The 23,403-nt window shown below is 31.5% G+C and carries 17 protein-coding genes and 1 pseudogene; 5 read left to right on the top strand and 13 right to left on the bottom strand.

Translation table 11 applies throughout. The features are described 5' to 3' along the window. Positions 1-488 precede the first annotated feature (488 nt). The 3 genes from H1X92_RS06360 to H1X92_RS06350 all read left to right on the top strand — a co-directional run bounded on the left by H1X92_RS06360 (position 489) and on the right by H1X92_RS06350 (position 3,044). Complete coding sequence (locus tag H1X92_RS06360) at positions 489-866, top strand: SgcJ/EcaC family oxidoreductase (RefSeq protein ID WP_441293613.1); 378 nt, start codon at positions 489-491, stop codon at positions 864-866. 517 nt (positions 867-1,383) lie between these two features. Beyond that, on the top strand, positions 1,384-2,049 hold the full coding sequence (locus tag H1X92_RS06355; protein ID WP_180559359.1) for a DUF1007 family protein: 666 nt from the start codon (positions 1,384-1,386) through the stop codon (positions 2,047-2,049). Further along, positions 2,040-3,044, top strand: coding sequence for a nickel/cobalt transporter (locus H1X92_RS06350; protein ID WP_225506209.1), 1,005 nt, complete (start codon positions 2,040-2,042; stop codon positions 3,042-3,044). The genes H1X92_RS06355 and H1X92_RS06350 overlap by 10 nt, the downstream gene beginning before the upstream one ends. Here the strand turns inward: H1X92_RS06350 and H1X92_RS06345 are convergent. Together H1X92_RS06345 and dcuC are read right to left on the bottom strand one after the other, a co-directional pair. Continuing rightward, positions 3,041-3,832, bottom strand: a complete 792-nt coding sequence (locus H1X92_RS06345; RefSeq protein ID WP_180559358.1) for a sulfite exporter TauE/SafE family protein — start codon at positions 3,830-3,832, stop codon at positions 3,041-3,043. The two genes, H1X92_RS06350 and H1X92_RS06345, sit on opposite strands and share 4 nt — an antisense overlap. A gap of 179 nt (positions 3,833-4,011) precedes the next feature. Continuing rightward, positions 4,012-5,373 carry an anaerobic C4-dicarboxylate transporter DcuC gene (gene dcuC / locus H1X92_RS06340; protein ID WP_180559357.1) on the bottom strand — a complete coding sequence of 454 codons (1,362 nt, stop codon included), beginning with the start codon at positions 5,371-5,373 and terminating at the stop codon, positions 4,012-4,014. A gap of 441 nt (positions 5,374-5,814) precedes the next feature. Between dcuC and mqo the strand changes: the two genes are divergently transcribed. Next, complete coding sequence (gene mqo, locus H1X92_RS06335; protein WP_180559356.1) at positions 5,815-7,479, top strand: malate dehydrogenase (quinone); 1,665 nt, start codon at positions 5,815-5,817, stop codon at positions 7,477-7,479. Positions 7,480-7,541: 62 nt separating this feature from the next. Here mqo and H1X92_RS06330 read toward each other — a convergent pair whose 3' ends face one another. From H1X92_RS06330 to H1X92_RS16075, 11 genes and pseudogenes are all read right to left on the bottom strand, one after another. Continuing rightward, the gene (locus H1X92_RS06330) at positions 7,542-8,276 is read right to left on the bottom strand and encodes a fimbrial biogenesis chaperone (RefSeq protein WP_180559355.1); all 735 of its coding nucleotides are present in this window, start codon (positions 8,274-8,276) and stop codon (positions 7,542-7,544) included. Further along, positions 8,273-9,610 (bottom strand): fimbrial protein, encoded by a 1,338-nt coding sequence (locus H1X92_RS06325; protein WP_180559354.1) that lies wholly within the window; start codon positions 9,608-9,610, stop codon positions 8,273-8,275. Before H1X92_RS06325 ends, H1X92_RS06330 begins: the two co-directional genes overlap by 4 nt. Before the next feature lie 20 nt (positions 9,611-9,630). After that, positions 9,631-9,915 carry a FimD/PapC C-terminal domain-containing protein gene (locus tag H1X92_RS15835; RefSeq protein ID WP_225507540.1) on the bottom strand — a complete coding sequence of 95 codons (285 nt, stop codon included), beginning with the start codon at positions 9,913-9,915 and terminating at the stop codon, positions 9,631-9,633. Between the two features lie 6 nt (positions 9,916-9,921). Then, a pseudogene (locus tag H1X92_RS15830) lies at positions 9,922-12,159 on the bottom strand (fimbria/pilus outer membrane usher protein); the annotation flags it as partial. 115 nt (positions 12,160-12,274) lie between these two features. Beyond that, on the bottom strand, positions 12,275-13,003 hold the full coding sequence (locus H1X92_RS06310) for a fimbrial biogenesis chaperone (RefSeq protein WP_180559351.1): 729 nt from the start codon (positions 13,001-13,003) through the stop codon (positions 12,275-12,277). A 151-nt stretch (positions 13,004-13,154) separates the two neighbouring features. Then, a complete protein-coding gene (locus tag H1X92_RS06305) occupies positions 13,155-13,694 on the bottom strand; it encodes a fimbrial protein (RefSeq protein ID WP_180559350.1) in 540 nt (179 codons plus the stop codon). 1,252 nt (positions 13,695-14,946) lie between these two features. Beyond that, positions 14,947-15,684, bottom strand: a complete 738-nt coding sequence (locus tag H1X92_RS06300; protein ID WP_180559349.1) for a hypothetical protein — start codon at positions 15,682-15,684, stop codon at positions 14,947-14,949. Between the two features lie 382 nt (positions 15,685-16,066). Next, entirely contained in the window at positions 16,067-16,783 is a 717-nt protein-coding gene (locus H1X92_RS06295; RefSeq protein WP_180559348.1) for a hypothetical protein, read from the bottom strand. A gap of 267 nt (positions 16,784-17,050) precedes the next feature. Next, entirely contained in the window at positions 17,051-18,016 is a 966-nt protein-coding gene (locus tag H1X92_RS06290) for a hypothetical protein (RefSeq protein ID WP_180559347.1), read from the bottom strand. Between the two features lie 323 nt (positions 18,017-18,339). Continuing rightward, positions 18,340-19,587: a hypothetical protein gene (locus H1X92_RS06285; RefSeq protein ID WP_180559346.1), complete on the bottom strand. Its 1,248-nt coding sequence runs from the start codon at positions 19,585-19,587 to the stop codon at positions 18,340-18,342. Between the two features lie 1,016 nt (positions 19,588-20,603). Then, a complete protein-coding gene (locus tag H1X92_RS16075) occupies positions 20,604-20,894 on the bottom strand; it encodes a helix-turn-helix domain-containing protein (protein ID WP_180559345.1) in 291 nt (96 codons plus the stop codon). A gap of 958 nt (positions 20,895-21,852) precedes the next feature. Here H1X92_RS16075 and H1X92_RS06275 point away from each other — a divergent pair. Then, positions 21,853-22,635 carry a DUF1460 domain-containing protein gene (locus H1X92_RS06275; RefSeq protein WP_180559344.1) on the top strand — a complete coding sequence of 261 codons (783 nt, stop codon included), beginning with the start codon at positions 21,853-21,855 and terminating at the stop codon, positions 22,633-22,635. Positions 22,636-23,403: the final 768 nt, after the last annotated feature.

Genomic DNA, 23,403 nt, shown 5'->3' with positions numbered 1-23,403 from the left:
TCAAAGGTTAATAGTTTATCCAATTGGCTTTTGTCCTTGGGCCAACTGTCCAATATCATTACAATTACCTTTTCACTCAATTATAACTCAATCAAAAGATAAGTAACCAGCGGCAAAAATTGCTGTTAGTTTAAGTAACCATTGTACTAATCATATTGACTAATCTAATCTTTAATTGCGCCATAATCAGCATAGACAAAAAACAATTTCAGTTAACCATATGAAATGGATTTATAAATTAAAATTTTAAAAGAATAGGCTTGGAAAAAAGTTTCAGTGAAAATTTCAATTTTTTACCGATTCTGACTATTGCTGAAATAGATTACTAAACATATAAAAAATTATTTCTATATGAAATAATAATCATACTAAAATATCACAAAAATAATACTTACTAGCGAGACGTTTATGAGAAAACTGAATTTTTTACTATTCCATTAACTTTACTTTCTAGCTATACATTCGCTCTAGATACGGCGCCCAAATGTATAAAGGTAGATCAACAACAAATTGCTAGTTTATTCAATCGTTGGAATGATTCATTAAAAAGTGGCGATGCAAAAAAAGTTTCGGCGAACTACCTCGCAGATGCAGTATTATTACCAACTATATCAAGTCAGGTTCGTTTAACGGATGCTGAACGTGTCGACTATTTCAAACACTTTTTAGCCAAAAAACCAGTAGGAAAAATTGATAACCGAACTATTCGTATTGGTTGTAATAAAGCAATCGATATCGGTACTTATACTTTTACTTTTAAAGATAAATCCACTGTTTCTGCTCGTTATACATTTACCTACGTCTGGGATGGTAAAGAGTGGAAGATATCAACCCATCATTCATCGGAAGTACCAGCAAATAAGTAAAAATTTTTTTAATTAGCTAACCACTTTAAGTAACGCTATTCAAAGGTGACTGATTAGATAGTCACCAATTTAAATTTAAAATAGCCTCAAAAGATCAACACTATTTTTTCCATTACTTCACCTTGTCCATGCTGTAGGCTGACTCTCATTTTATAAATACATCCCTGTATTATTAAACTTCCTTGTTCTCTATTTTTAACCTAATCATTTAAATGACTTCCAATCGTTTAAAACGTTCGATATAAACATTTATGATTAGCAAAAACTATTGATGCACAAATATCGATCGAATAAAGCGATTGATTAATCTAGTTAGGATAGAAAGAGATGTTTTAAACAACAATATATTTATTATTAAAGGAATATAATCCACTATTGCGCAAAAAAATTTAAGTAAATATAAGTAATAAACCTTTTAACCAATTAAATAGCAAAGTAACATTTAATTAGCAAAGAAAATTGACAGCATAAAATATGCTATTTTCAGTTAATCAAAATATCCTATTCGATGGCTCAAATGTGTTATTACAAATTAGTAACCATAGTGAAAATTTTTCTACAACGTTTGCTAGCAGCTTTAGCATTATGCTATTCAATAACGGTTTTTGCTCATCCCCACAGTTTTATTGATATGCAAAACCAATTACAAATAAAAGATGGTCACCTTATTGCGATGAAAATGACTTGGGTTATGGATCCCATGACATCAGCTGATTTACTTTATGATGCACAACAGGCAAAAGAAAGTGATGAAGTGTGGAAGCAATTAAGTGCAGAAGTCATGGCTAATGTTATTAAGCAACACTATTTTACCTCTCTATATGATAAGAATAAGTTAATAAAATTTCGCTTTTACCCTAAAGAGTATCACCTATCGCGCAAAGGCAACCAAGCCGTGCTCTCTTTTACGTTAGAATTAGCTAAACCAGAACCTATAACAGGTAAGACATTAACCGTAATGACTTATGATCCGAGTTATTATGTTGATATGACTTATCGCAGCAAAAAGCAAATTTCATCGCTAACTGATACCTTATCTCAATGCAAAATTCAACTGATAACACCTAAGCCCAGCGCATCGATGATTAACTACGCCCTTTCTCTTGATAAAGGAGAAACTCCACAAGAAGACCTTAGTCTCGGCCAACAATTTGCGCAAAAGGTAAACATAATATGTCAATAATGCCCAATAAGCCTGCAATCAATCTATTTAATAAGAAATACGCTATATTAATCGGATTATTTAGTTTCATTTTTATCGTATTGTCATTTTATCTGTACAAATATTGGCATCTTGGATTACAACTAGCGATCACTGGGCAGCGAGAACTTAATCAACATCTTTCTTCTCTTCTGATGCGCGTGGCAAACTCGCCAACTGAAGCAGGCTTATTACTGGTTGGTTTTAGCTTTTTATATGGTTTATTACATGCTTTGGGACCCGGGCACGGAAAAATCATTATTACCACTTATATTGCCACCCATTCTTCACGACTAAAAAAAAGTCTTACCCTTACGTTATTAGCATCCTTATTACAGGGAGCTATTGCTATTCTTTTAACATCGATTGTCCTCGGATTATTCCAGCTATCTAGCCGACACTTACATCTAAGTAGCTTTTGGTTAGAAAAATTAAGCTACGGCTTGGTTTTTTTTCTTGGTCTATTATTATTTCTAAAAGCGATTTCTCGACTGAGAAAAATATTTAAAAAATCTCGGTATGCTCCCTATCAATTTACTAAAATTCATTCGCCCACCCAACCTCAACATTCTCATGACTGTAATTGTGGTCACAAACATGTATTGTCTGATGAAGAATTACAAGGCAATTGGCGAACTCAACTTGCTGTTATTGCTGCAATGGGGGCACGTCCTTGCTCTGGCGCATTAATTGTTCTACTTTTTTCCTATGTAATCGGTGTTTATTTTTGGGGAATTATTGCCGCTCTAATGATGGCCTTAGGAACCGCAATAACTATTAGCGGAATTGCATCACTGGTCCATAGCGCCCGTCATCTAGCAATTCGCTATTCAAAATGGCAAGGATTTAAAATCAGCCCTTACTGGACTTTAGGAATGATGTTAATAGGCGGCATAGTGTTAACCATTGTGGGATTACTTATGTATCAAAGTGTTGAAATTCCAAAAACAATGGGTTCTTATATTTTTGGCCGTTAAAAGTAGTACCATAATTTTATACTCATCATAATGGCACTTGATAAAATAAATAATAGCGTTAGATACTGCAAAACACGATCAGATAAATGCAACATTAAATATTTGGCCAGCGGCATAGTAATCAATGACCCTACACATAGGATAAAAGCAAGAACAATATGAGTATGCCCATCGCGCATATAGGCTATTGCTGATGAACCTGATAAAATAGTGGTGACAAAAATCGCGGTGCCAATCGCTTGTTTAATTGATAATTTTAAATAACGTAATAATAGTGGCAATACAACAACACCACCTCCTACTCCAGTCGCACCAAGCACTACCCCAGCAGCGATAGCAGGCAACAGTAAAGATCTTACGTTAATAGTGTTATTTTTTTCCAACTGATTTAACGAAAATGAAAAAAATATACGATAAATAAAGAGAAAAAGGGAATAAATAATCGCGACTACAATAAGGATATTAATGGCTAATTCAACTTGCTGTTGATAACCTTGCCATTGACTAAAATAAGTTACTAAAAAACTTGTCAATACTGTGGCTGGTAACATAATAACTAACACAGCCACAGCACTTTTAATCGGAACATTGCCTAAACGAAAATGCATATAAGAAGATGAGATTTTCATTAGCATAGAAAGAAAATTGGCGGTTGCAACTGCAGACAAGGCATCCATACCAAAAAAATAAGTTAAAATCGGTAATACAATAACTCCCCCACCAACGCCGGTTAAGCTAATAATTAATCCCAAAATTGCGCCAATTATCAATTCTGCTACCAAAAACATGATTAATTACCTTGCATGGAGAATTTACATTAGCTATCAATCAGTTCGTCACGACATGTGAAAGTTAATGATAAAAATCAATTCCAAATCATGAGATTAAAATATGGCTAACACACTCAATAATCAAAGCCGGAACACGGTTACAAACATGGATCCGGATTTGATATAACTGGGAAAATTTATACAGGATGAACTGGAACTAAAACTTCAGTTGCAATAATAACAACCAATAATCCAACTAAAACTGGAATAGACGTACGTTTAACCACTTCAAAAGGTGAAATTTTCGCCATTCCTGACACAGCAACCACCACACCTGACACCGGAGACATTGTTCGACCAAGATTAGAGGCCTGTAACATAGGGATAACTAGGTAAGTCGGATTAATTCCCATTTGTGCGGCTAACCGTGGGATCAATTCAACAAAAGAGTAAAATGGTGCATTACCGGAACCCGTTGTCATTGCCGCCAACATAGTAATCACCACCAACACAATCATCATTACAATAGCGCCAGACCCAAAAGATTGTGATAAATTAATTAACGAGGTAATAAATCCGATAGTACTTAACCCTTGGGCAAATACGCCGGCAGCCACCAGCAGTACAACAACTGAGACAAATGCATCAGTCATACCACGATAACAAACATCTAACCCATCAAATACCGTTTTTACCCTAAAATAGCGCACAAATTCAATTAAGCTCGTTAGAATAATGCAGCCAACGATAATAGTAATAATATGTAATTGAGGTGCCCATTTACCATCAAAAATTAATACCCCAATAATGGGCGTAAAAGGTAAAATAGCATAATAGTCAGGTGCTTTGGTCTTTATTTCATTAACATCAAGTTTTTCTGTTTTTACCTGTTCACGTTTATCAAGGTAGCGTTGCCAAAAAAAGTGGCTAATGGCCATAGCAATAATAGCAATAATCGAAATAGGCAACGTGGTTTTAAAAGCAAAATCAATTAGTGGCATGCCTGATGCTTTTGCTGCTAATACAACATCACCTGATGTAGGAGCCAAAATTATTGCAGCTGGTGAGGCGCAAATTGCTGCTGCAGCGCCACGACTAATTCCGACATTAACCATAATCGGAAATAGGGTTGCCATCAATAAGACACCCAGTCCTGCTGCAGAAGACACTGCTAATGACATTAAGCAAGCGACAATATATGCCGCAACCATGAGTGCATAAGGTGAATTGATCATTTGTAATGGCTTAGAAGCTATTATGACCACAACATCATTAGCCCCAATATGGGTCATATAGGCAGCAAAACCACATAAGATCATAATCATCATGCCTAAATCACCACCACGGCTCATCAGTAGGTATTTGATATATTCTAAAATATCGGTGGTTTTCCAACCCGTCACTGGCACATCATTAGGTAATATATTTTTACCCATAATAGCGCTGATAATAAGCAGCAATATGCCGCCAATCATTAAAACACCGGTAGCTGAATAGCCTTTAATAATATAACGACCTATTCCAATCGTAACTAATACACCCATTAAGAGTTCCATCATTTTACTCCTCTGTATCTACCCCAAGGCCGTCAAAAATAGTAATAAAAATTTATTTAATCATTATGAATATTATTTATTTTAATAATAAAGTAACGATGAAAAAACAATTTACCGATTAAAGTTTGATTAATAACAGTATTACCCCAAACTTCTCCTATTTTATCAGCATAAAAAGCTTGCATTTAAGCATTATTATCAATTTTTTTATCTTTATTTATCTATTTTTAGAACACTAAAAGGACTTTATTTATACCTAATTATAAGTATTTTTTATAAAAAATTAAACTTTAACTACTATTTAACAATCAAAAATATAAAAATACTTCATAATAAACAATAGATTACATCATTAAATATATAATTATTGCGCAGTATGCAACAGAATACCATAATTAATTTTTATGTTTGATGTGATCATCGATAATTAAGGTACATTTTCATATGAAGAGATCATTAAAATATACAGCTGTAATTATTTGTCTATTAATAATTATTTTTTTAATTTATTTATTTAGACCAACAGCTTCATACCCGATCAAAACTTCAACCAATGAACCTACTGTTAATATTGTACTTATTGGTGCTGGTATCATGAGTGCCACACTAGCAACATACTTAGCCGAATTGCAACCAGATTGGCAAATCCGCATGTATGAGCGACTAGATAGTATTGCAGGTGACACGTCTAATGGCTGGAATAATGCTGGGACCGGTCATTCAGGCTTTATGGAAATGAACTATACGCCAGAAAAAAATGGGCAAATCGATATCACTCAAGCAACAGAAATTGCCAATCAATTTGAAATTTCTAAACAATTCTGGGCTTACCAATTAAAACATCGCGTTCTTCATCAATCCCAAACTTTTATAAATCCTGTTCCACACATTGCCTTTGTCTGGGGAAAAGATGACGTTAATTTCTTAGCAAAACGCTATGCAGCCATGATCAAAAATCCTATGTTTTATGGCATGAAATATTCTACCTCTGCGGACGAAATTAAATCGTGGGCACCACTAATTATGGAAGGGAGAGATGAAAAACAACCTGTTGCAGCAACGCGTATGGATATTGGCGCTGATGTAAACTATGGTGAAATAACCCGTCAGTTAGTTGCCAATCTGCTTAAACATCCCAACTTCAAATTACAGACCAGAACCGAAGTGAACGCAATTAGCCGTAATGATGATGGCACTTGGAGTATCGGTTTTAAGAATCTCACAACCGGCGAAGAGAGTCACATAAAAACGCGTTTAGTCTTTATTGGTGCAGGTGGTGCAACGATAAAATTATTACAATACACAGGGTTAGAAGAAGCAAAACAGTATGCCGGATTTCCGGTCGGTGGTGAATTTCTGGTTACCGATAATCCTGAGGTGGTCGATAGGCATACCGCAAAAGTTTATGGAAAACCAGCACTTGGCGCTCCCCCTATGTCAGTTCCTCATATTGATACCCGCTATTTAGAGGGTAAAAAATATGTGCTATTTGGCCCTTTTGCTACTTACTCAAATAAATTTCTCAAATATGGTAGCCAACTCGATCTTTTTGCTGCTACTAATGACAGTAATATAATTTCCATCATTGCTATTGGCATCAAACACTTAGATTTAGTGAGATATTTAGTCAGTCAATTAATGTTAAATGATGAAGAACGTTATCAGTCTTTGTTAGAATATTATCCTAACGCCAAAAAAGAAGATTGGAAATTAGTTATCGCTGGGCAACGAGTGCAAATCATAAAGAATGCCAAAAACAAACCCGTTACATTACAGTTTGGTACTGAAACTTTTATCTCGAATGATAAGACCGTCTTTGGTTTGCTTGGTGCTTCACCTGGCGCATCAACCTCCCCTTATATTATGTTAAATTTATTAGAAAGAGCATTTCCCGATAAAGTCAAAAATCAGTGGAATGCCAAATTACATGAAATCATTCCATCCTATGGCCAACATTTAGAACAAAATCCAACATTACTTAATCACATCCGCCGATACACCAGTGAAATATTAGGCCTTAATTATATTGTTCCGCAACAGGAACAAACTAATCAGCCGATGATACCCAAACAACAGCAAGCAAATACTAGGTGCTCTTTTGTTAAATAAAAACTTATTGCCCATATACAGATCAGACTGATAGCTTTTAATTATTAATATAGGCAAGCAAACTAGGGTGTTTGAAAAGTGGTTACTTCTCGAACAGAAAAACCTGCGTCATTCAGATATGAAAAAACTATCCGTCCAGCCTGCTGAGAAATGGGTTGTTCAAATGGATATATACGCTCTGAGAATGGCGGGATCATCATATCCATCTGTTGTTTAATCCAATAGCGCTTATGCGGACTCTCAAAAAAGATTTGTGAGAAAGAAATATGAAAAGGTAATGGATTTTTGCAGACCAATACCCATTCTTGGCCCTTTTGTAGCAGTTTAAAGGTGATTTTATCTGCTAACTTTGCAGGAAAATCAGCTAGTTTTGTCGGGCGATAAAACAATTTTAATTGGGTATTCATTGCCAAGCTTACTTTAGGATTTTCCTGCTTTAACGCTTGATCAAGCAAATTAGGTGGTATTTCATACAAATTTAACCAAAAAACTGACTCTCTATCATCTGGTAAAGGATCACCATTATAAATAATCCTAATAGCTTGGATCTTTTGCGCTGCTAGATGAAAAACCGAAGCAAGCACCACAAAAGGTGTTTCTGCTTGTGGATCGGCTTCACCGTGATCAACCCAGTTTTGGACAATAACCGGATAACTATTAGTATTAGCTAACAATACCGAACGTTCTTTATCACCCTGATGGTAAATAACTCGGGTCATATTAGCCATGATCCCGGCTTTAGCTGTTATCAACCAGAATAGTGATAAGTATGCGACAACAACGGTTAATCGCTTCATTGTACTTTTACCAATACATATGCCGTAGCATGTATTTTTCCTGGTTTAATAACTTGACCTGGCAATTGCTGCAATACTGCTGTGTATGAGTGTAAGTAATGTGTATAACCAGAAATTGAAGGCCCCAAATTTTTAGCATCTCTAAGCACAGGATACCAACCGGCACTTTCTCCACTTGGCCCCATACCAGTAATACCGGGTTGAGCGACAAATACCATCGGTTGTTGAGTAACGCTACTACGTAATGTAATACCAACCCCGGTTGCTAATGTAGGATCAACGCCATAATTATCTGAAACTAGAGCCATTACACCACCTTGAGAATTAATTAAATTTAAACCTTGTGCGGCGCGATAAGCACCTGGTGAAACCTGAATACCAATTGCTGTTTGCCCGCCGCTGGTACCTGAGTTTACATTATCACTACATTCGATTTGGACAGAGATATCAGCTTCTCTGGTACCACCTGCCAATAACTCTTGGCTAGAAATAGTTGGAAAAAGCACTAATGGTGTCGCATTTCTAGCCACACAAGTAGCATTGTTACTCAGTGTAATAGACTGACGCAAACCATAGCCAAAACCATTATCTACTCCCCAAAAACGAAAATTATAGGCGGAATCTTCGCCTTCATTGTCATGTATAATTCCCGGTCCAACAAATTGAATATAAGCATTAGGCTGAGTACATTGATAATTTGTACCTGTTGCACTGGCATAACCTAATCCGCCTTTACCTAACCCACCAAAATAATTTGAAGCCGCATTATTGGGTGGAATTGTACTAACACGATAGAGTTCCACTTGCATTGGCGGGATATCTTGTAATCGAATATGTATTTTACCTTTTCCTGGTTGGCTTCCTTCAACCAGTAAATAAGTTGTAAGCGGAACCCTTTTCCAACTACGTTGCACCACAACACCAGCCATGGTTTGTTTTATACCAACGTAAGCAAGCCAAGATGCATATACACCAGGCAATCCATCAATAAGACCCGTTTCATGAAATCCACCGACTCTATCATCACCATTGGTTGCTACCAGAAAATAAAGCTGAGGCAGATCAGCCTCATCACAGATCCATAATACCGAAGAGGCATTCGCGCCACCAAAAGTATAAGCGGTTAGTGGAACAACAATAGAAGCCATTAAAGAACCAACTGGCTGAAAATAAGTATCCGTTAGATTAACGCGACCAAATAGCATCTGGGCTGAACGATTATCCTCAGTCTGAGAAACACCTGTTATTCTACAATTTGCGCTCACAGTGAACGATAAAGTAAAAAGGGTTATGATTAATAAATACGTACTTAACCAATATGAAGTATATTTCATTATCTCTCTCCACTTGCGGGTTAACGTTGCACGCACATAGCCGTTAATTTCGTTATAGGCTGTTTAGCTAATACATGACCCGTACTCGAGTAATCTAGATAACAACGTTCAGAGGCCGCCTCTCCCCATTTTAACAGTAGCGTACCTGAAGCTTGTTCCGTTCTGACATATACTTGATTATTTTGACCAACCATACCAATCACATTATTTTCTTGGTCAAAAACTTCCGTACCAATCGGTAAAAGAGAATGATCGGTTAGCTGTGCTTTAATCAATAAGGCATAACCTGCACGGGTTTTAAACATGACTTTAACCGCGGCGCCAGCATAAGAAGCCACTTGTTTTTCATTCTCATTTAATTCAAAATTTTCCGCCATTCCTTGTGGATCGATAATAATCTTATTATAACGATATGGCGTTATAGATGGGACTAATGCATAGCCATTGTCATCAATTACTGTTCCTTGTGCATTCAATACAGCCGCACCAGATGCGCCTTTAGCTTCAACTAAAGCAAAGGTGTCTCCTAAATAAGGGCCAAACGTAATCCCACCACTATGAAGCGCTAAAGCGCCCTGAGCATTAGCGCCCGCCTGCCAATAGTTTTTGCCCTTAGATGCATTAATACTCAAATTAGTATTAGAAAAACGTTTCTGTAAGCTACCATTAACGGTTGATTGGTCATACTGCCTTACATAACTGGCGCCAACACTATAATTTATGTTTTGTTGTTCATTCGCCGTTCCTGACAACATTACCTGATATTGATCACCAATATTTCCACCATGGGTATAACTACTACTTACTGTCGGCGTATAACTAGAATATTGACTACCCAATGGAAAAGAGAAAGAAACGGAGGTGGAGGTCTCTTCTTTGCCTAGATGTCCACTTGATTCGGCCAACTGCTGTCTAGCAACAACAACATTCATTGTTAAACCATTATCAAACGCTTTATTGTAGCCTAATTGCAACTGACTATCGCGCGGACGGTTATCACGATAATTTTGGATTGAGCCTGAAAGAAATAGATTACCAAATTCATTTAATTGCTGACTTAAGGTCAGTTCAAGCCGATTAAGTTGTCTATAAGTTGAAGAACTCCATGCTGTGCCACGAGTAACGGCTTCACGGATGCCTAAAACATCTGAAAGTTCGCGATAACCGTCTGTCGAATAACGATAACCAGCCAATGAAATTGTAGTATTAGTTATATTAAAAGTGCGGCTATAAGACAGATTAGCCATCCAACCCTGAAGGCGTATAGAACCATCAGCTGATTGATTATCGATAGGAACAACTGAATTAGAATAAGTGGTATTAAACCCTAGGGCTCCAAATCGACTACCATAGACACCCCCTAACATAATGGCCTGATATTTGTCAGCAACCCGCAAACCTGAACTAACAGAGAAACTATTACTCAAGCCATACTGATAAATAGCATCAGCAAAAACCGAATCTTGGCCAATATTACGTGTTCGGCCAACAGAAAAATTATAGCGATAACTACCGGGACGTAGAGATTCAGGCACCGCTTAAAATGGCACACTAAAACGCCGGACTGAACCGTCTGCCTCGCTAATTTCCACATCAAGATCACCGTTATAACTGGTAGGGTAGAGATCGGTAATCGAGAAAGCACCCGGTGAAACTGTCTTTTGGTAAATTTGATTACCATTTTGTTTAATAGTAACGGTTGCCGTTGTATTAGCGACTCCTTGTACAACCGGCGCATAACCACGCAAGGAATCAGGTAAAGTCCGCTCATCACTGGCAAGGGCTAGCCCATTAAAATTCAAACCAGAAAAGAATTTTCCTTGGGTAACCAATTGACCTAATGACAGCATCCCTGCGATAGCGGGAAAAGGACGTTGCAAATAACTACGGATGTTACTCCATTTAGCGCCCGACTGGCGCGAATATGTGTAATTGGATTGTTGCCGATATTGCCATATACCAAAATTCATACCACCATTTAAAGAGAGGTAAGCAATATCTTGATCTTTAACATTGTTATCATTATTAATATGATAATAATTTCCAATATAGTTAAGAAAAAAAATAGAATTACCCGCATCTAATAAATTAGGATCAATATAACCTCTTGGAATATTCTGTAATCCATCGTCAGGAATGGTTAAGTCCAGTCGTAAATCTGATAAAGTTAATTTGACCTGGCTACCAGCAATATATTCCGGCAAAAAAATACAACTTTGAGCGGATTTTTTATCCGTTAATTTTACTATTATCCCAGCTTGCTTGATCGTCGCTAAATTAAAACATGGGCCAACTGTGTGATTTTTATTTTTAACAAAAGTTATTTCTTTAGATTGAAAAAAATGATTATTAATATAAATGTCAACTTTATATTTACCAGGAATAATTGAATTAGCCTGATTAAATTGAGCTAACATTGTCGGGCTTACTACCCCACCACGAAATAAAGTTGGATCAAAAGTATAAGTCTCATTTGTTGAATAGACTAAAGTAGGAACAAAAGTTAATAATAATACATATTTTGTCGGCCGGAAATGACAAAATACCATTCGCCCTATTAACATAGACTTATAAATCATTAGTAATCCAATAGGGCAGTACATACTTAATTTCCTACTAACAAATAAAAATAGCAAAATAAAATATATTTATCTTTGGTTATTATTAAGCAAATAAAGGTAATTCAGTAACAACATCAACACCATAATCGTTCAATAGAGTAAGGCGTATAATATTTTTTGCGTTACGGTTAATAGCCCGCGGTAATTTCCATCGTGTCGTTGATTTAGGTGATAACATAATAGAATCCGCTAATTTAAATGACTGGCCATTAGCAATTAATGTCGCAGAATGAACAACGGCATAATACCCAGTAGGGTTTTCAACAACTATTTGCTCATTACTCTGTTTAAATATCAGTTTATCCGCCAGTTGATTTATATCATCTGACAAGTTTTTAGGCCGATAAAAAATTTTTATTCGTGTATTAAATAATAATACTAATTTATTAGCCTGATGCTGTTGCTCATTAAAAGCTGGAACCTGACTAAAATTAAAATAGAAAAGGGACTCCCTATCTTTAGGAAGTTTATCATCTACAGACATTAATCGTATTATTTGTCCTGATTTAGCTTCTATCCGAAAAATTTGCGGATTAACAATAAAAGGCATCTCTGTCATTTCTTTGCTTGAATTCTTATTACTATTCTCCAACCAAACTTGAATAACATTCGGATGATTATCATTATTAGATAATTGTATCGTTTTATCTTTCATTCCTTCATAATAAATAATACGTGTTCCTGTCATTACCACATTAGCATGGCCATAAGACATTAAACTAGTAAAAAACAATGTGATAATAGCAATAAATGAAGTTAATATATTACTCATTTTAAAATCCAAATAATCATTACTTTATAGTCAATAAATATCTGTAACAAAATTATATTTAATAAATATTTAGTAATTAATAATTTCTCTAAAATCAATTATTGCTGAAAATATTGCTATTTTCAGCTTAAAATAAAATGATCAGCAGAAATTATAAATAACCCACTGTATATTCGACCATCGCTTTTACCTGACCGGCCTTTGCGTTACCATTTTCAGAAATATATTGCACCCCAAATGTATGAGAAGCTGTAGTTTCATCTTTTTTAAGAACTAAACCTGGAACACTAGTCTCACCATTTAATACCACTGGAGTTGTTCCACTTTCATTGGTAGTAATCTGAATTGCGACATTTTCTGCCCCATTATCAGCAGAAGTTACCAAATTAGCTAAATTACCCGCAGTGGTTACATTGTGCCCTAAAAATTTTGTTTTAATATCAATATTACCACTAGTGGGTGCAGTACAATTTTTTATTATCACTGTAAATGGTGTTAAGCCAGCAGTGCTACCTGCGGTAGATAGCTGAGTAACAGAAACGTTAGGTAAAAGAACTATTGAATTAGTCTCTTTATTAACTTCGGTTTCACATGTTTGTGCACTTACCTCTCCCTGGAAAGTGATTGTCGGAGCAGCATTAGCAGCAACAGGCATAACACTAATAACTAACAGTACTAATGGGAATTTCATAAATACCTCAATGTTATTAATACAACATCAATCTATTATTATTTATAAAAATAAAAGATAGCGTTATGAAATAATTTCTTAACGGTAATATTTAATTTTATTAAATAAGAATAAATTAATAGGTGAAAACACAGTAACTATAAATAAATAACTTATTTTGTATTTGCTATTATAAGGGTTTAGATAAATATCGCTTTAAATAAATTCATCGATAAAAAAATACTTACAGTTAATGAATATTAAATCACTATCTGTAAGTTTCTTTAATTATGCAATTTTCAGTCATCAATATCAATCATAATGAATAAAAAAGAAATAAATGTTTATTTTATTCATTGATATTAATATTAAATCCCACAAAACTATTTAACACCAACAATAAAACCCAACAAAATTAATGGATTTAGTTTATTACACATATATTTTGCGAAATTTCACTTATAAATAACAAAATACTCATTAAAATTAGCAAAATATTTTTATTCTATACACGGTAATTGGTCATAACAATTTAATATATAAGAAAAATTTTGCTTTTTCACTAATGCATAAAATCTTTTTCGCCAGTAGAAAAATACCATTAAAATCATATATTAAATAAGAAAAATCAATAATTTATTCAATAAGTTAACTATAATAACAGTATAACTTTTTGATATTATTAATAGAAAAATAAAAAAATGATAACTATCAGAATTATCTGTAATTTTATATTAATCAATATTTATTATTTTTTGACTAATTCAATATAAAAAATATATTCTAATCAAAAAATACATTTTGTTACTTTTTATAAACAGCACAAAATGCTAATTAATATTTTCTTATTTAAAGTAAGACTGAATTATAATTATCACTGTAAGTAATAGTTCAATGTAGTAACTTTATTTTTAATATTTTAAATGGCTAACCTAAATAAAATTGCTCACATACTTTAACACAAGCATTATGTAAAATAGTCAATACAATAAAATTTCAGATAACTTTAAAATTATTAAATCTACTTATTAGTTTACAATAGGTATTAGGTATAATTTAGGTAGAATTATCACAATAAATTCTACCTATAAGAAAAAATCACCATCTGAAATATAAAAATTCCTAAACAAATAAACGAATAATTTCAACTATTAGCTTTTTAATAGTGAACATTTCTATCCAAGTTATTATTTATATTATGATTTACATTACCATTAGGCCAAACAGAGTTGTTATTTACATCACCATTAGGCCAAACGGAGTTATTATTATTCTAGTTACCACCCTGTTCACCTCCATTGTTATTACCCTGGCTACCTCTATCTCTATTATGCTGCCCATCCCAGTTATTATTACCTTGCCCACCGCCATTGTTATTACCTTGCCCACCGCCATTATTAATTTGGCCTCCACCATTGTTATTACCCTGCCCGTTACCATCACCGCCTAAGGTTGTAACCTTAAAAGAATTTAAAAAAACCGAATTTTCTTTTGCCCAACTTTTTGTATCATCATAAAAAAGATTGCTTGCTCCAACTCTTCTCATAGCCACATCGCCACTGCCTGTCGGGCCTATTTTATAAATTCTTACAGCAAATTTGTGTGTTATCGGATCCCAGCGTCCACTAGTCCAGCAAGTAGACGTAGCATCTAAATTATTAATCCAGCCCTTTGACGGAAAAAGCATTTTTCCACACATTGAATTAATACCTAATGCATAACCAATCCCGGCAATGTTTGTCTTATATACTCTCACACCATCAATATCTGTAGCGAATTCACCATATGCTCTTCCACCAGTAGTCATATTTTTTACGTTAGAACACTGATAAGTTTTAATTAAATCGGTTGTGAACGTATCTAATAATGTACCTACAGGCATATCATCGGTCACAATAATATCTCTCCCATTGACCTTTATCTGTCCACCAATCTCAATACATTGAGCAAAAACCGATGTGGTATAACCAAAACTATAAGTAAGTAGCATAATCAAAGATAAATTTTTCATAAACATGTTCCTTATTAAAATAGATTTCAAAAGAAAATTATTTAAAGTTATAAATAGATTTACTTATAAAATGAATAGATAGAGATAATTATATAAATTAATTTATTAATTGAACTGCCATTAAAAAATATTAAATTTCATGACTTGCTATAAATTATAAATAACTTACAACAAGATATTATTTAATAAAAATAGCTTTTTTATTTCATTTTATTGATTTGATATATGCAGCATTATCATTATTGATAATAAATTACCTTTAGTTCTGTTTACATTTCAATATAAAAGATTTTATTTAATAATGTAGATAAACATTAAAAAAACAAATCCCTATAACTAAATAACTTTCGGTTATATGTAGGTTAATAACCTTTATTTCAGATTAAAAATTATTATTATTAGTATTATGACTCATGCCATTATTTCCATTATTAGGCCAAATATGATTATGATGATTATCTTTATCAATATTGTTGTTATTATGTTGATTACTATTATTGTTGTTATCCTGGTTACTATTATTACCTGTTGTTGCAACGTTAAAAGCATTTAAAAATACCGGATTTTCCTCAGCCCAATTATTATGGTTATTATATGACAAAATAGTGGCACCAATTTGTTTCTTGGTTACAGTTCCACTTGCCGTCGGCCCTATTTTATAGATCCTGACCTTAAAATTATGGGTTATCTGGTTCCAGGTATGGCTAAACCAACAAACAGCAATATTATCTATATTATCTCGCCAACCTTTAGATGGAAAGATCATACCACCACGACACATTGTTTGAACGCCAAGCGAATAACCAATCCCTGCAACATTGGTTTTATACACCCTAATACCATCTATAGTCGTTGAAAATTCACCATACAACTTTCCTCCGGTAGTCATATTTTTGGTATTATTGTCATCACAATGATAAGTTTGTAGTAAACCGATGGTAAAAGTGTCTAATAAAGAACCGATAGGAGTATCATCATGTACAATAATATCTCTGCCATTTATTGTTAATGGCCCCCCAACAGCAATACATCCAGCAAAAGATAAAGCACTATAACTTAAACTAGATACAGCCAAAAGGATCCATAACATATTTCTCATAAGCACCTCTTTTATTAGGGTAGATTTGCGTGTTTAATCTTTAACATTTATAAATAAATTTACTAAAATAGAGTTTTTATAAAAATCGATTTAGTAATTAAAATTTTATTAAAAAATAATATTAATAACATTAGTTAATTTTTTTTTATCTGTATATTTATTGCCACTAGAGATAAAATATAATTTTATCTAAACATTAATAAAAATCTTTTATCTAGATATTTAAAAAATTTAATCAATTATACCAGAAAATATTGTTATTCAAAATTACAAATCATTATTGTCACTTTCATTAGCGTTATTATTTGCGTTATTATTTTCATTATTATTAGTGTTGTTATTGTTGTTATCATTGACGTTATTATTAGTGTTATTATTGGCATTATTATTGGTGTTGTTATTAGCATTATTATTGGCGTTATTATTGATGTTATTATTGATGTTATTATTGGCATTGTTGTTCATATTTTTATTAATATCTATATTGTTATTATTAGGCCAATTATGTTGGTGATAATGTCTATGATAGTGTTGATGATGATGTTGAATATTGCCACTTAGCTTATTATCATTTGATTTATTATCATTTATTTTATTGTCATTTGGCTTATTACTATTATCTATTGTTGTTACTCTAAAACTATTTAAAAATACTGGATTTTCCTCAGCCCAGATGCTGGTATCTTTGTATGCCAAAATAGTTGCGCCAATTTGTTTTTTTTCAACAATTCCATTTGCTGTAGCACCTATTTTATAGATCCTGACCTCAAAATTATGAGTTATCTGATTCCAAACCTTATTTGACCAACAAACATCGATATTATCTACATTATCTCTCCAACCTTTAGTTGGAAAAACTATATCTGGACACATTGTTTGAACACCAAGTGTATAACCAATTCCTGCGATATTTGTCTCATATACCCTGATACCTTTTATTAGGGTCGCAAATTTACCATAAAGTTTGCCACCGCTAATCATATTTTTAGTATTATTATCACAACGATAAGTCTTAAATGAACTTGATGTGAAGGTGGCTAACAAAGTACCAATAGGTGTATCATTTTGAACAGTAATATCTTTTCCATTTATTGTCAGCGGTCCACTAATAGCATCGCAAATACCAAAACTCATTAAGCGATTAAAACTAAAAAAATCATTAAAATGAGCTAAAGCAAAAGTTGTATAACAAAAACTAGAAATAATAAAAATAATTATCAATATAATCCTCATAAATTTTCCTTTCATTAAAATAGAGTTATAATAATTAATATTTAAAATAAAAACATTACCATACAACTCAATTTTTAATTAATAATTTTATTAAATTAGGGTTTATCAAAGTAGATAAATTTAAAACAATTTACAAATAAAACTCAGGAGTATTAAAAATATCATTTAATTATACATTCGACTAAATTAATGCTTTCTTCAAATATATTCAATAAAGGTAGAGCTAAATCAATCGACCCACCCTACCTATATATTTTATATATTTATAAAAATATTATTGTAATCTTTCATAAATAAATATTTACCAAAGAGTGATATTATTTTTAATGACTATATTGATAGTTAAACCTAATATTATTACTATTACCACTTTTATTTACATTGCTGCTTCTATTGGTATTACTACTTCTATTGGTATTAGTGCTGTTATTAGTGTTAGTACTGCTATTGGTGTTGGTACTGCGATTGGTATTACTACTACTATTGGTGTTACTACTACTATTTATATTAGTACTCTCATTAGCATTGGTACTTTCATTGGCATTAGTACTCTCATTGGCATTAGTACTCTCATTGGTATTAGTACTCTCATTGGCATTAGTACTCTCATTGGTATTAGTACTATTATTGGTATTGCCTTCCTGCCCACTAGTTCCACTTTCACCACCGCTATTATCTAGCGAACCATTATTATTGCCTTGCTCACTACTATTGCCCTCCTGCCCACTAGTTCCACTTTGACCACCGCTATTATCTAGCGAACCATTATTATTGTCTTGCTCACTACTATTACCTTCCTGCCCACTAGTTCCACTTTGACCACCGCTATTATCTAGCGAACCATTATTATTGCCTTGCTCACTATTATTACCTTCCTGCCCACTAGTTCCACTTTGGCCACCGCTATTATCTAGCGAACCATTATTAATGTTATTATTGCCTTGGCCGGCACTATTATCAATTGAGCCATTATTATCCGGCTTATTATCATTAGTATTCAACGTCACAACTCTAAAATTATTTAAAAAAATTGAATTTTCATGTGCCAATGTATTTTGGTTATTAAACGCTAAAATTGTGGCTCCAATTTTTTTCTTTTCAACAATACCACTTCCTGTAGTAGGGCCTATTTTATAGATCCTGACCTCAAAATTATGTGTTATCTGGTTCCAAATATCTTCATTCCAACAAGTTGCTATATTATCTAAATCTTCCCTCCAACCTTCAGTAGGAAATGATAAATCACCACACATCGATTGAACACCAAATGAATAACCAATACCTTCAATATTAGTCTTGTATACTCTGATTCCATCTATATAAGTAGCAAAATCACCATAAGCCCTTCCACCTGTTCGCATATTTGCTGTATTATTATCATCACAACGATATGTTTGAAAAGAACCTAATGAAAAAGTATCTAATAGTGTAGAAACAGGGGTTTCATTTTTTACAACAATATCTCTTCCACTTATTGTTAGTAGTCCTGCAACAGCGTTACATTTCGCAAAGGCTAGATTCATATAATAAAAATTACAGATAATAAAATTAATTAATAATATGATCCTCATATGTGTTTTCCTTTTTTAAATAAAATTATGAATAATCATAAATAAATTCATCACAATATATAAATTAAATTATACATTTCAAATCAATCATTACATTAAAATTTAATCTATTAACTCATATTTTTTTAAATTAAAATTACTGAACGTTATATATCTATAAATAAAAATTTAAACATAATAAAAATACTATTAAATTATTAAAAAAATAAATTAATATCTTCTTATAATAATAAGATATATTATTAGAATAATAAGAGTCGCTTTAACTATGTTTCAAAAAAATTAATTATCTATTCATTATATTGATACAAAAAATAAATCATCACAACAATAAAAAAGAATAAAAATTTTATCCTATTAGGAACCTTATTACTTATTAACATTATTCTTATTATAACTGTGGACTAAGATATCTTATTTATACTAGTAACGAAAGTGCTATCTAACAATTACCTAAAAATATCATATATAACAATAAATTGTACAATTTGCTTTTAAATCACAGTATTATATTATTATAATCAACTGTTAATAGTAGTATTATTTTTTATCTTTATTAGCTGGATATTACTATAACTAAAATAATTTTATTCTATATGTATAAAAATTTAATAACTCAAAATTTATATCTCATGATTATTTTATTTTAAAAGTTTGATTGAAATAAATATAGCAAAAAATATATTTTATAATTGTTAGTATACAAATTGAATTTATTATGTTTATGTTGAGTTATTGTCAAAATACAATAAAACAATTTATGTAGTACAAAGTTATTGAATAGAATACTCAACTTTGGCAAAATTTTATATTGTTTAATTTGATATGATTAATAATATGAATATTTAAATTAATATAAAGTTATTAAATATAGTATTATAACAAAATTGATATTATTAAATATTGAAATCATTGACTATTCTAAAAATTAATTTATAAAAACATCGTAATTTAAAAAATAAAATATCTTAAATATTTACAATAAAAATACAAAGCTCAATATAATCTATATTTGATTATTCTAAAATAACACTTTCTGCTAACAATGAAAATTCATCAAATTGTGCATTCTTCTGCTTCATTTTTGATTCGTTTTCTATTAATTCTGCAAAAAATGAATCTATTGGTATATTTAATGCTTGAGTAATTGAATATAATGTATTTACTTTAATATCATTGACCCCACGTTCATAACGTGAGAGCTGTTGTTGACTAACGCCAATTTTTTCAGCTAATAATTCTCCAGAAAATCCTTTTTCTTTTCGTTTAAATTTAATCATTTTACCTATATTTATATTGAAACTCATACATTATCCTTGTATAGAAATAAAAATTGTGACTAGTAAACAAGACTTCGTCTAAATAATGAATAACGTTATTATTTACTCTTCTTAATATAGAAAAATCAACGACCATTTACCACCCCTCAACTTAATAAATGATTAACCTTAATAGCATTGATAGTTATTCTATTGTCAATGTTCTAATAGAAAATTTTATTTAATGATTTTCAATAAACAACTAACAATATAAAAACATGATATTTAATAGGCAGTTATCTTATCATAATAAAATTTTTAACTTTTAGTATTGCTAGATTCTTAACATTTAATAACTCATTAATAAACTTACATTAACAATACTTAATCTGTAATATTGTCACTTATACTCACTAATCGTGACTTTTCCAATGAGTTATCTATTAAACTACCATTCAATGGTTTAATAATACTATAGCAAAACTACATTAATAACTATCCAGATGCTATTAATTACACAATCATCACATTATATAAATAACAATTACATCATCATTCATTAAATTAATATAAAAATCATTTCTCTAACCTTCTTAAACTTTATAAAATGAACTATTAACTATAAAAAATCAATATAATAATATAAAATCATAGATAAATTCAAACTCAATCCTATCTATTGCAAATAATCAACATTTTTAAAATTAATACCATTTATTACTTTCATCTCTTTTAATCAAATAACAATAATGAAAATAAATATTTGCATAAAATAACTCACAATATAAAGCCATTAAAGATTGGTTATAGAAAAAATATTATTTCAAAAAAATCATATTGTTAATTAATTTTGTATAAATAAAATTTTATATCATTTCATTATTTTTTATATCATAAAGTTATATAATAAAACTAAAAATTATTAGTTGAATAAAACATATTTTTATCAATTTTATAAAAATCTGATATCATCTGTGATCCATCGTATGGCAATAAGGAGATTTTTATGCTCAAATATATAATTATGTTCTTAACTTTTATCTCATCTAGTCACGTTGTAGCCTATAACATAGAAATTGATAAAAAAACGGAACAAAAATTAGATAAAATAATCTCGACTAAAGTTATTCCTAATCAATATGCTGAAAGAAGCGATCTATTAAATGAAATATCAGCTTCTTTCCTAAATACACCTTATAAAGCCAATACACTTGTCGGTTCACCAACTATACCGGAAGATTTAGTTGTCAATTTCAATGGCGTTGATTGTTTTACTTTACTGGATTATATACAAGCAATTAGTCATTCAACCAACAAACAAACATTTTTACAAAATCTGAAAAAAACACGCTATACAGATAGCAATGTTAGTTACTTAAAAAGAAAGCATTTCTTCTCTGATTGGTTTGCTAATTCTCCACAAAATGCCAATGATATTACAAATAAAATAAGTGATGACTATATTACCGTAACTAAACATCTTAATCTTAAGTCTGATGGTAGCAAATTTATTCCTGATTTAAATATCATCGAGCGTAAAATTAATTATATTCCATCAGACAAAGTAAACTCACATACATTACAAAAATTAAAAACCGGAGATTACATAGGAATTTATTCAAAGCTGGATGGCTTAGATGTTTCTCATGTCGGCATGGTTATTAAAAAAGGAGAGCAAATTTTTTATCGCAATGCATCATCACTTGCAAAAAATATGAAAGTTGTTGATACACCTCTACTTGATTATATTCGCTCACGGCCAGGTATTATTGTTTTGCGTTCCATTTAACAGTTTAAATTTTGATTTATACTCTTTGATATTATAAGTTCAAAGAGTATCTATCTTTTTAAAAATATTAGCAAAAAACCATAGTTCAAAATAAATCAAGCTATTTATTCTAGTCAACAATTGCCACATTTACTTTCAATATCCGAAATTAGCCAAATCAATTAACAATAATATAAATAAAATAATTCAAAATAAGAAAAAAGCTTTTCATTCAATAAAAAACTATTATTCTTATAGTAAACAGTACTAAATCAATAATATTTTTACTATAAAAAAGTCAGATAAAACACTCAATATTAGATAAGTTAAAAACATCCTATATTTAAAAAATCCGCCATTAACAAAAATAACCATAGTAATTATCAAATAGATAACTAATTAAGCAATCGATGAGAAATTTGTGACACCAGTCGTTGCTCTTATTTATTTAATCAATTCAAAAAATTGGTTACGATTAAGCTAACCAAAAAGCTTTTAAAAAATATTTATTCAAATAATTTTAAAAATATTTACATATTAAGCACTAAAAAATCCAATTTCTACTACAATCACTTGATGAAGCAAATTACTATACAATTCGTTCACATTATCATGGCACATTTAAACAAGTTTTATATGTTTTAGTTAATTAAAATTTAAAAAATAGATAATCCTAAATACAAGTTAATTTTGATATGACTATAGCCTCTCAATCAGAGTTATATTTTCATAAAAAAATTTATAGGATTTTTATGAAAAAATAGAATAATTTGATTTTCTATATTGAAA

The organism is Arsenophonus endosymbiont of Apis mellifera, assembly GCF_903968575.1.
Classification (GTDB): domain Bacteria; phylum Pseudomonadota; class Gammaproteobacteria; order Enterobacterales; family Enterobacteriaceae; genus Arsenophonus; species Arsenophonus apicola.
This window is presented reverse-complemented; position numbering and strand designations above follow the sequence as displayed.

Coding starts and splice junctions, on each gene's coding strand:
- H1X92_RS06300 (WP_180559349.1), bottom strand. CDS start 15,684: ATGAAAAATTTATCTTTGATTATGCTACTTACTTATAGTTTTGGTTAT.
- H1X92_RS06350 (WP_225506209.1), top strand. CDS start 2,040: ATGTCAATAATGCCCAATAAGCCTGCAATCAATCTATTTAATAAGAAA.
- H1X92_RS06345 (WP_180559358.1), bottom strand. CDS start 3,832: ATGTTTTTGGTAGCAGAATTGATAATTGGCGCAATTTTGGGATTAATT.
- H1X92_RS06295 (WP_180559348.1), bottom strand. CDS start 16,783: ATGAGAAATATGTTATGGATCCTTTTGGCTGTATCTAGTTTAAGTTAT.
- H1X92_RS06305 (WP_180559350.1), bottom strand. CDS start 13,694: ATGAAATTCCCATTAGTACTGTTAGTTATTAGTGTTATGCCTGTTGCT.
- dcuC (WP_180559357.1), bottom strand. CDS start 5,373: ATGATGGAACTCTTAATGGGTGTATTAGTTACGATTGGAATAGGTCGT.
- H1X92_RS06355 (WP_180559359.1), top strand. CDS start 1,384: ATGTGTTATTACAAATTAGTAACCATAGTGAAAATTTTTCTACAACGT.
- H1X92_RS06285 (WP_180559346.1), bottom strand. CDS start 19,587: ATGAGGATCATATTATTAATTAATTTTATTATCTGTAATTTTTATTAT.
- H1X92_RS06325 (WP_180559354.1), bottom strand. CDS start 9,610: ATGAAATATACTTCATATTGGTTAAGTACGTATTTATTAATCATAACC.
- H1X92_RS06290 (WP_180559347.1), bottom strand. CDS start 18,016: ATGAGGATTATATTGATAATTATTTTTATTATTTCTAGTTTTTGTTAT.
- H1X92_RS06330 (WP_180559355.1), bottom strand. CDS start 8,276: ATGAAGCGATTAACCGTTGTTGTCGCATACTTATCACTATTCTGGTTG.
- mqo (WP_180559356.1), top strand. CDS start 5,815: ATGAAGAGATCATTAAAATATACAGCTGTAATTATTTGTCTATTAATA.
- H1X92_RS06275 (WP_180559344.1), top strand. CDS start 21,853: ATGCTCAAATATATAATTATGTTCTTAACTTTTATCTCATCTAGTCAC.
- H1X92_RS16075 (WP_180559345.1), bottom strand. CDS start 20,894: ATGAGTTTCAATATAAATATAGGTAAAATGATTAAATTTAAACGAAAA.
- H1X92_RS06310 (WP_180559351.1), bottom strand. CDS start 13,003: ATGAGTAATATATTAACTTCATTTATTGCTATTATCACATTGTTTTTT.
- H1X92_RS15835 (WP_225507540.1), bottom strand. CDS start 9,915: ATGTTTAAAACCCGTGCAGGTTATGCCTTATTGATTAAAGCACAGCTA.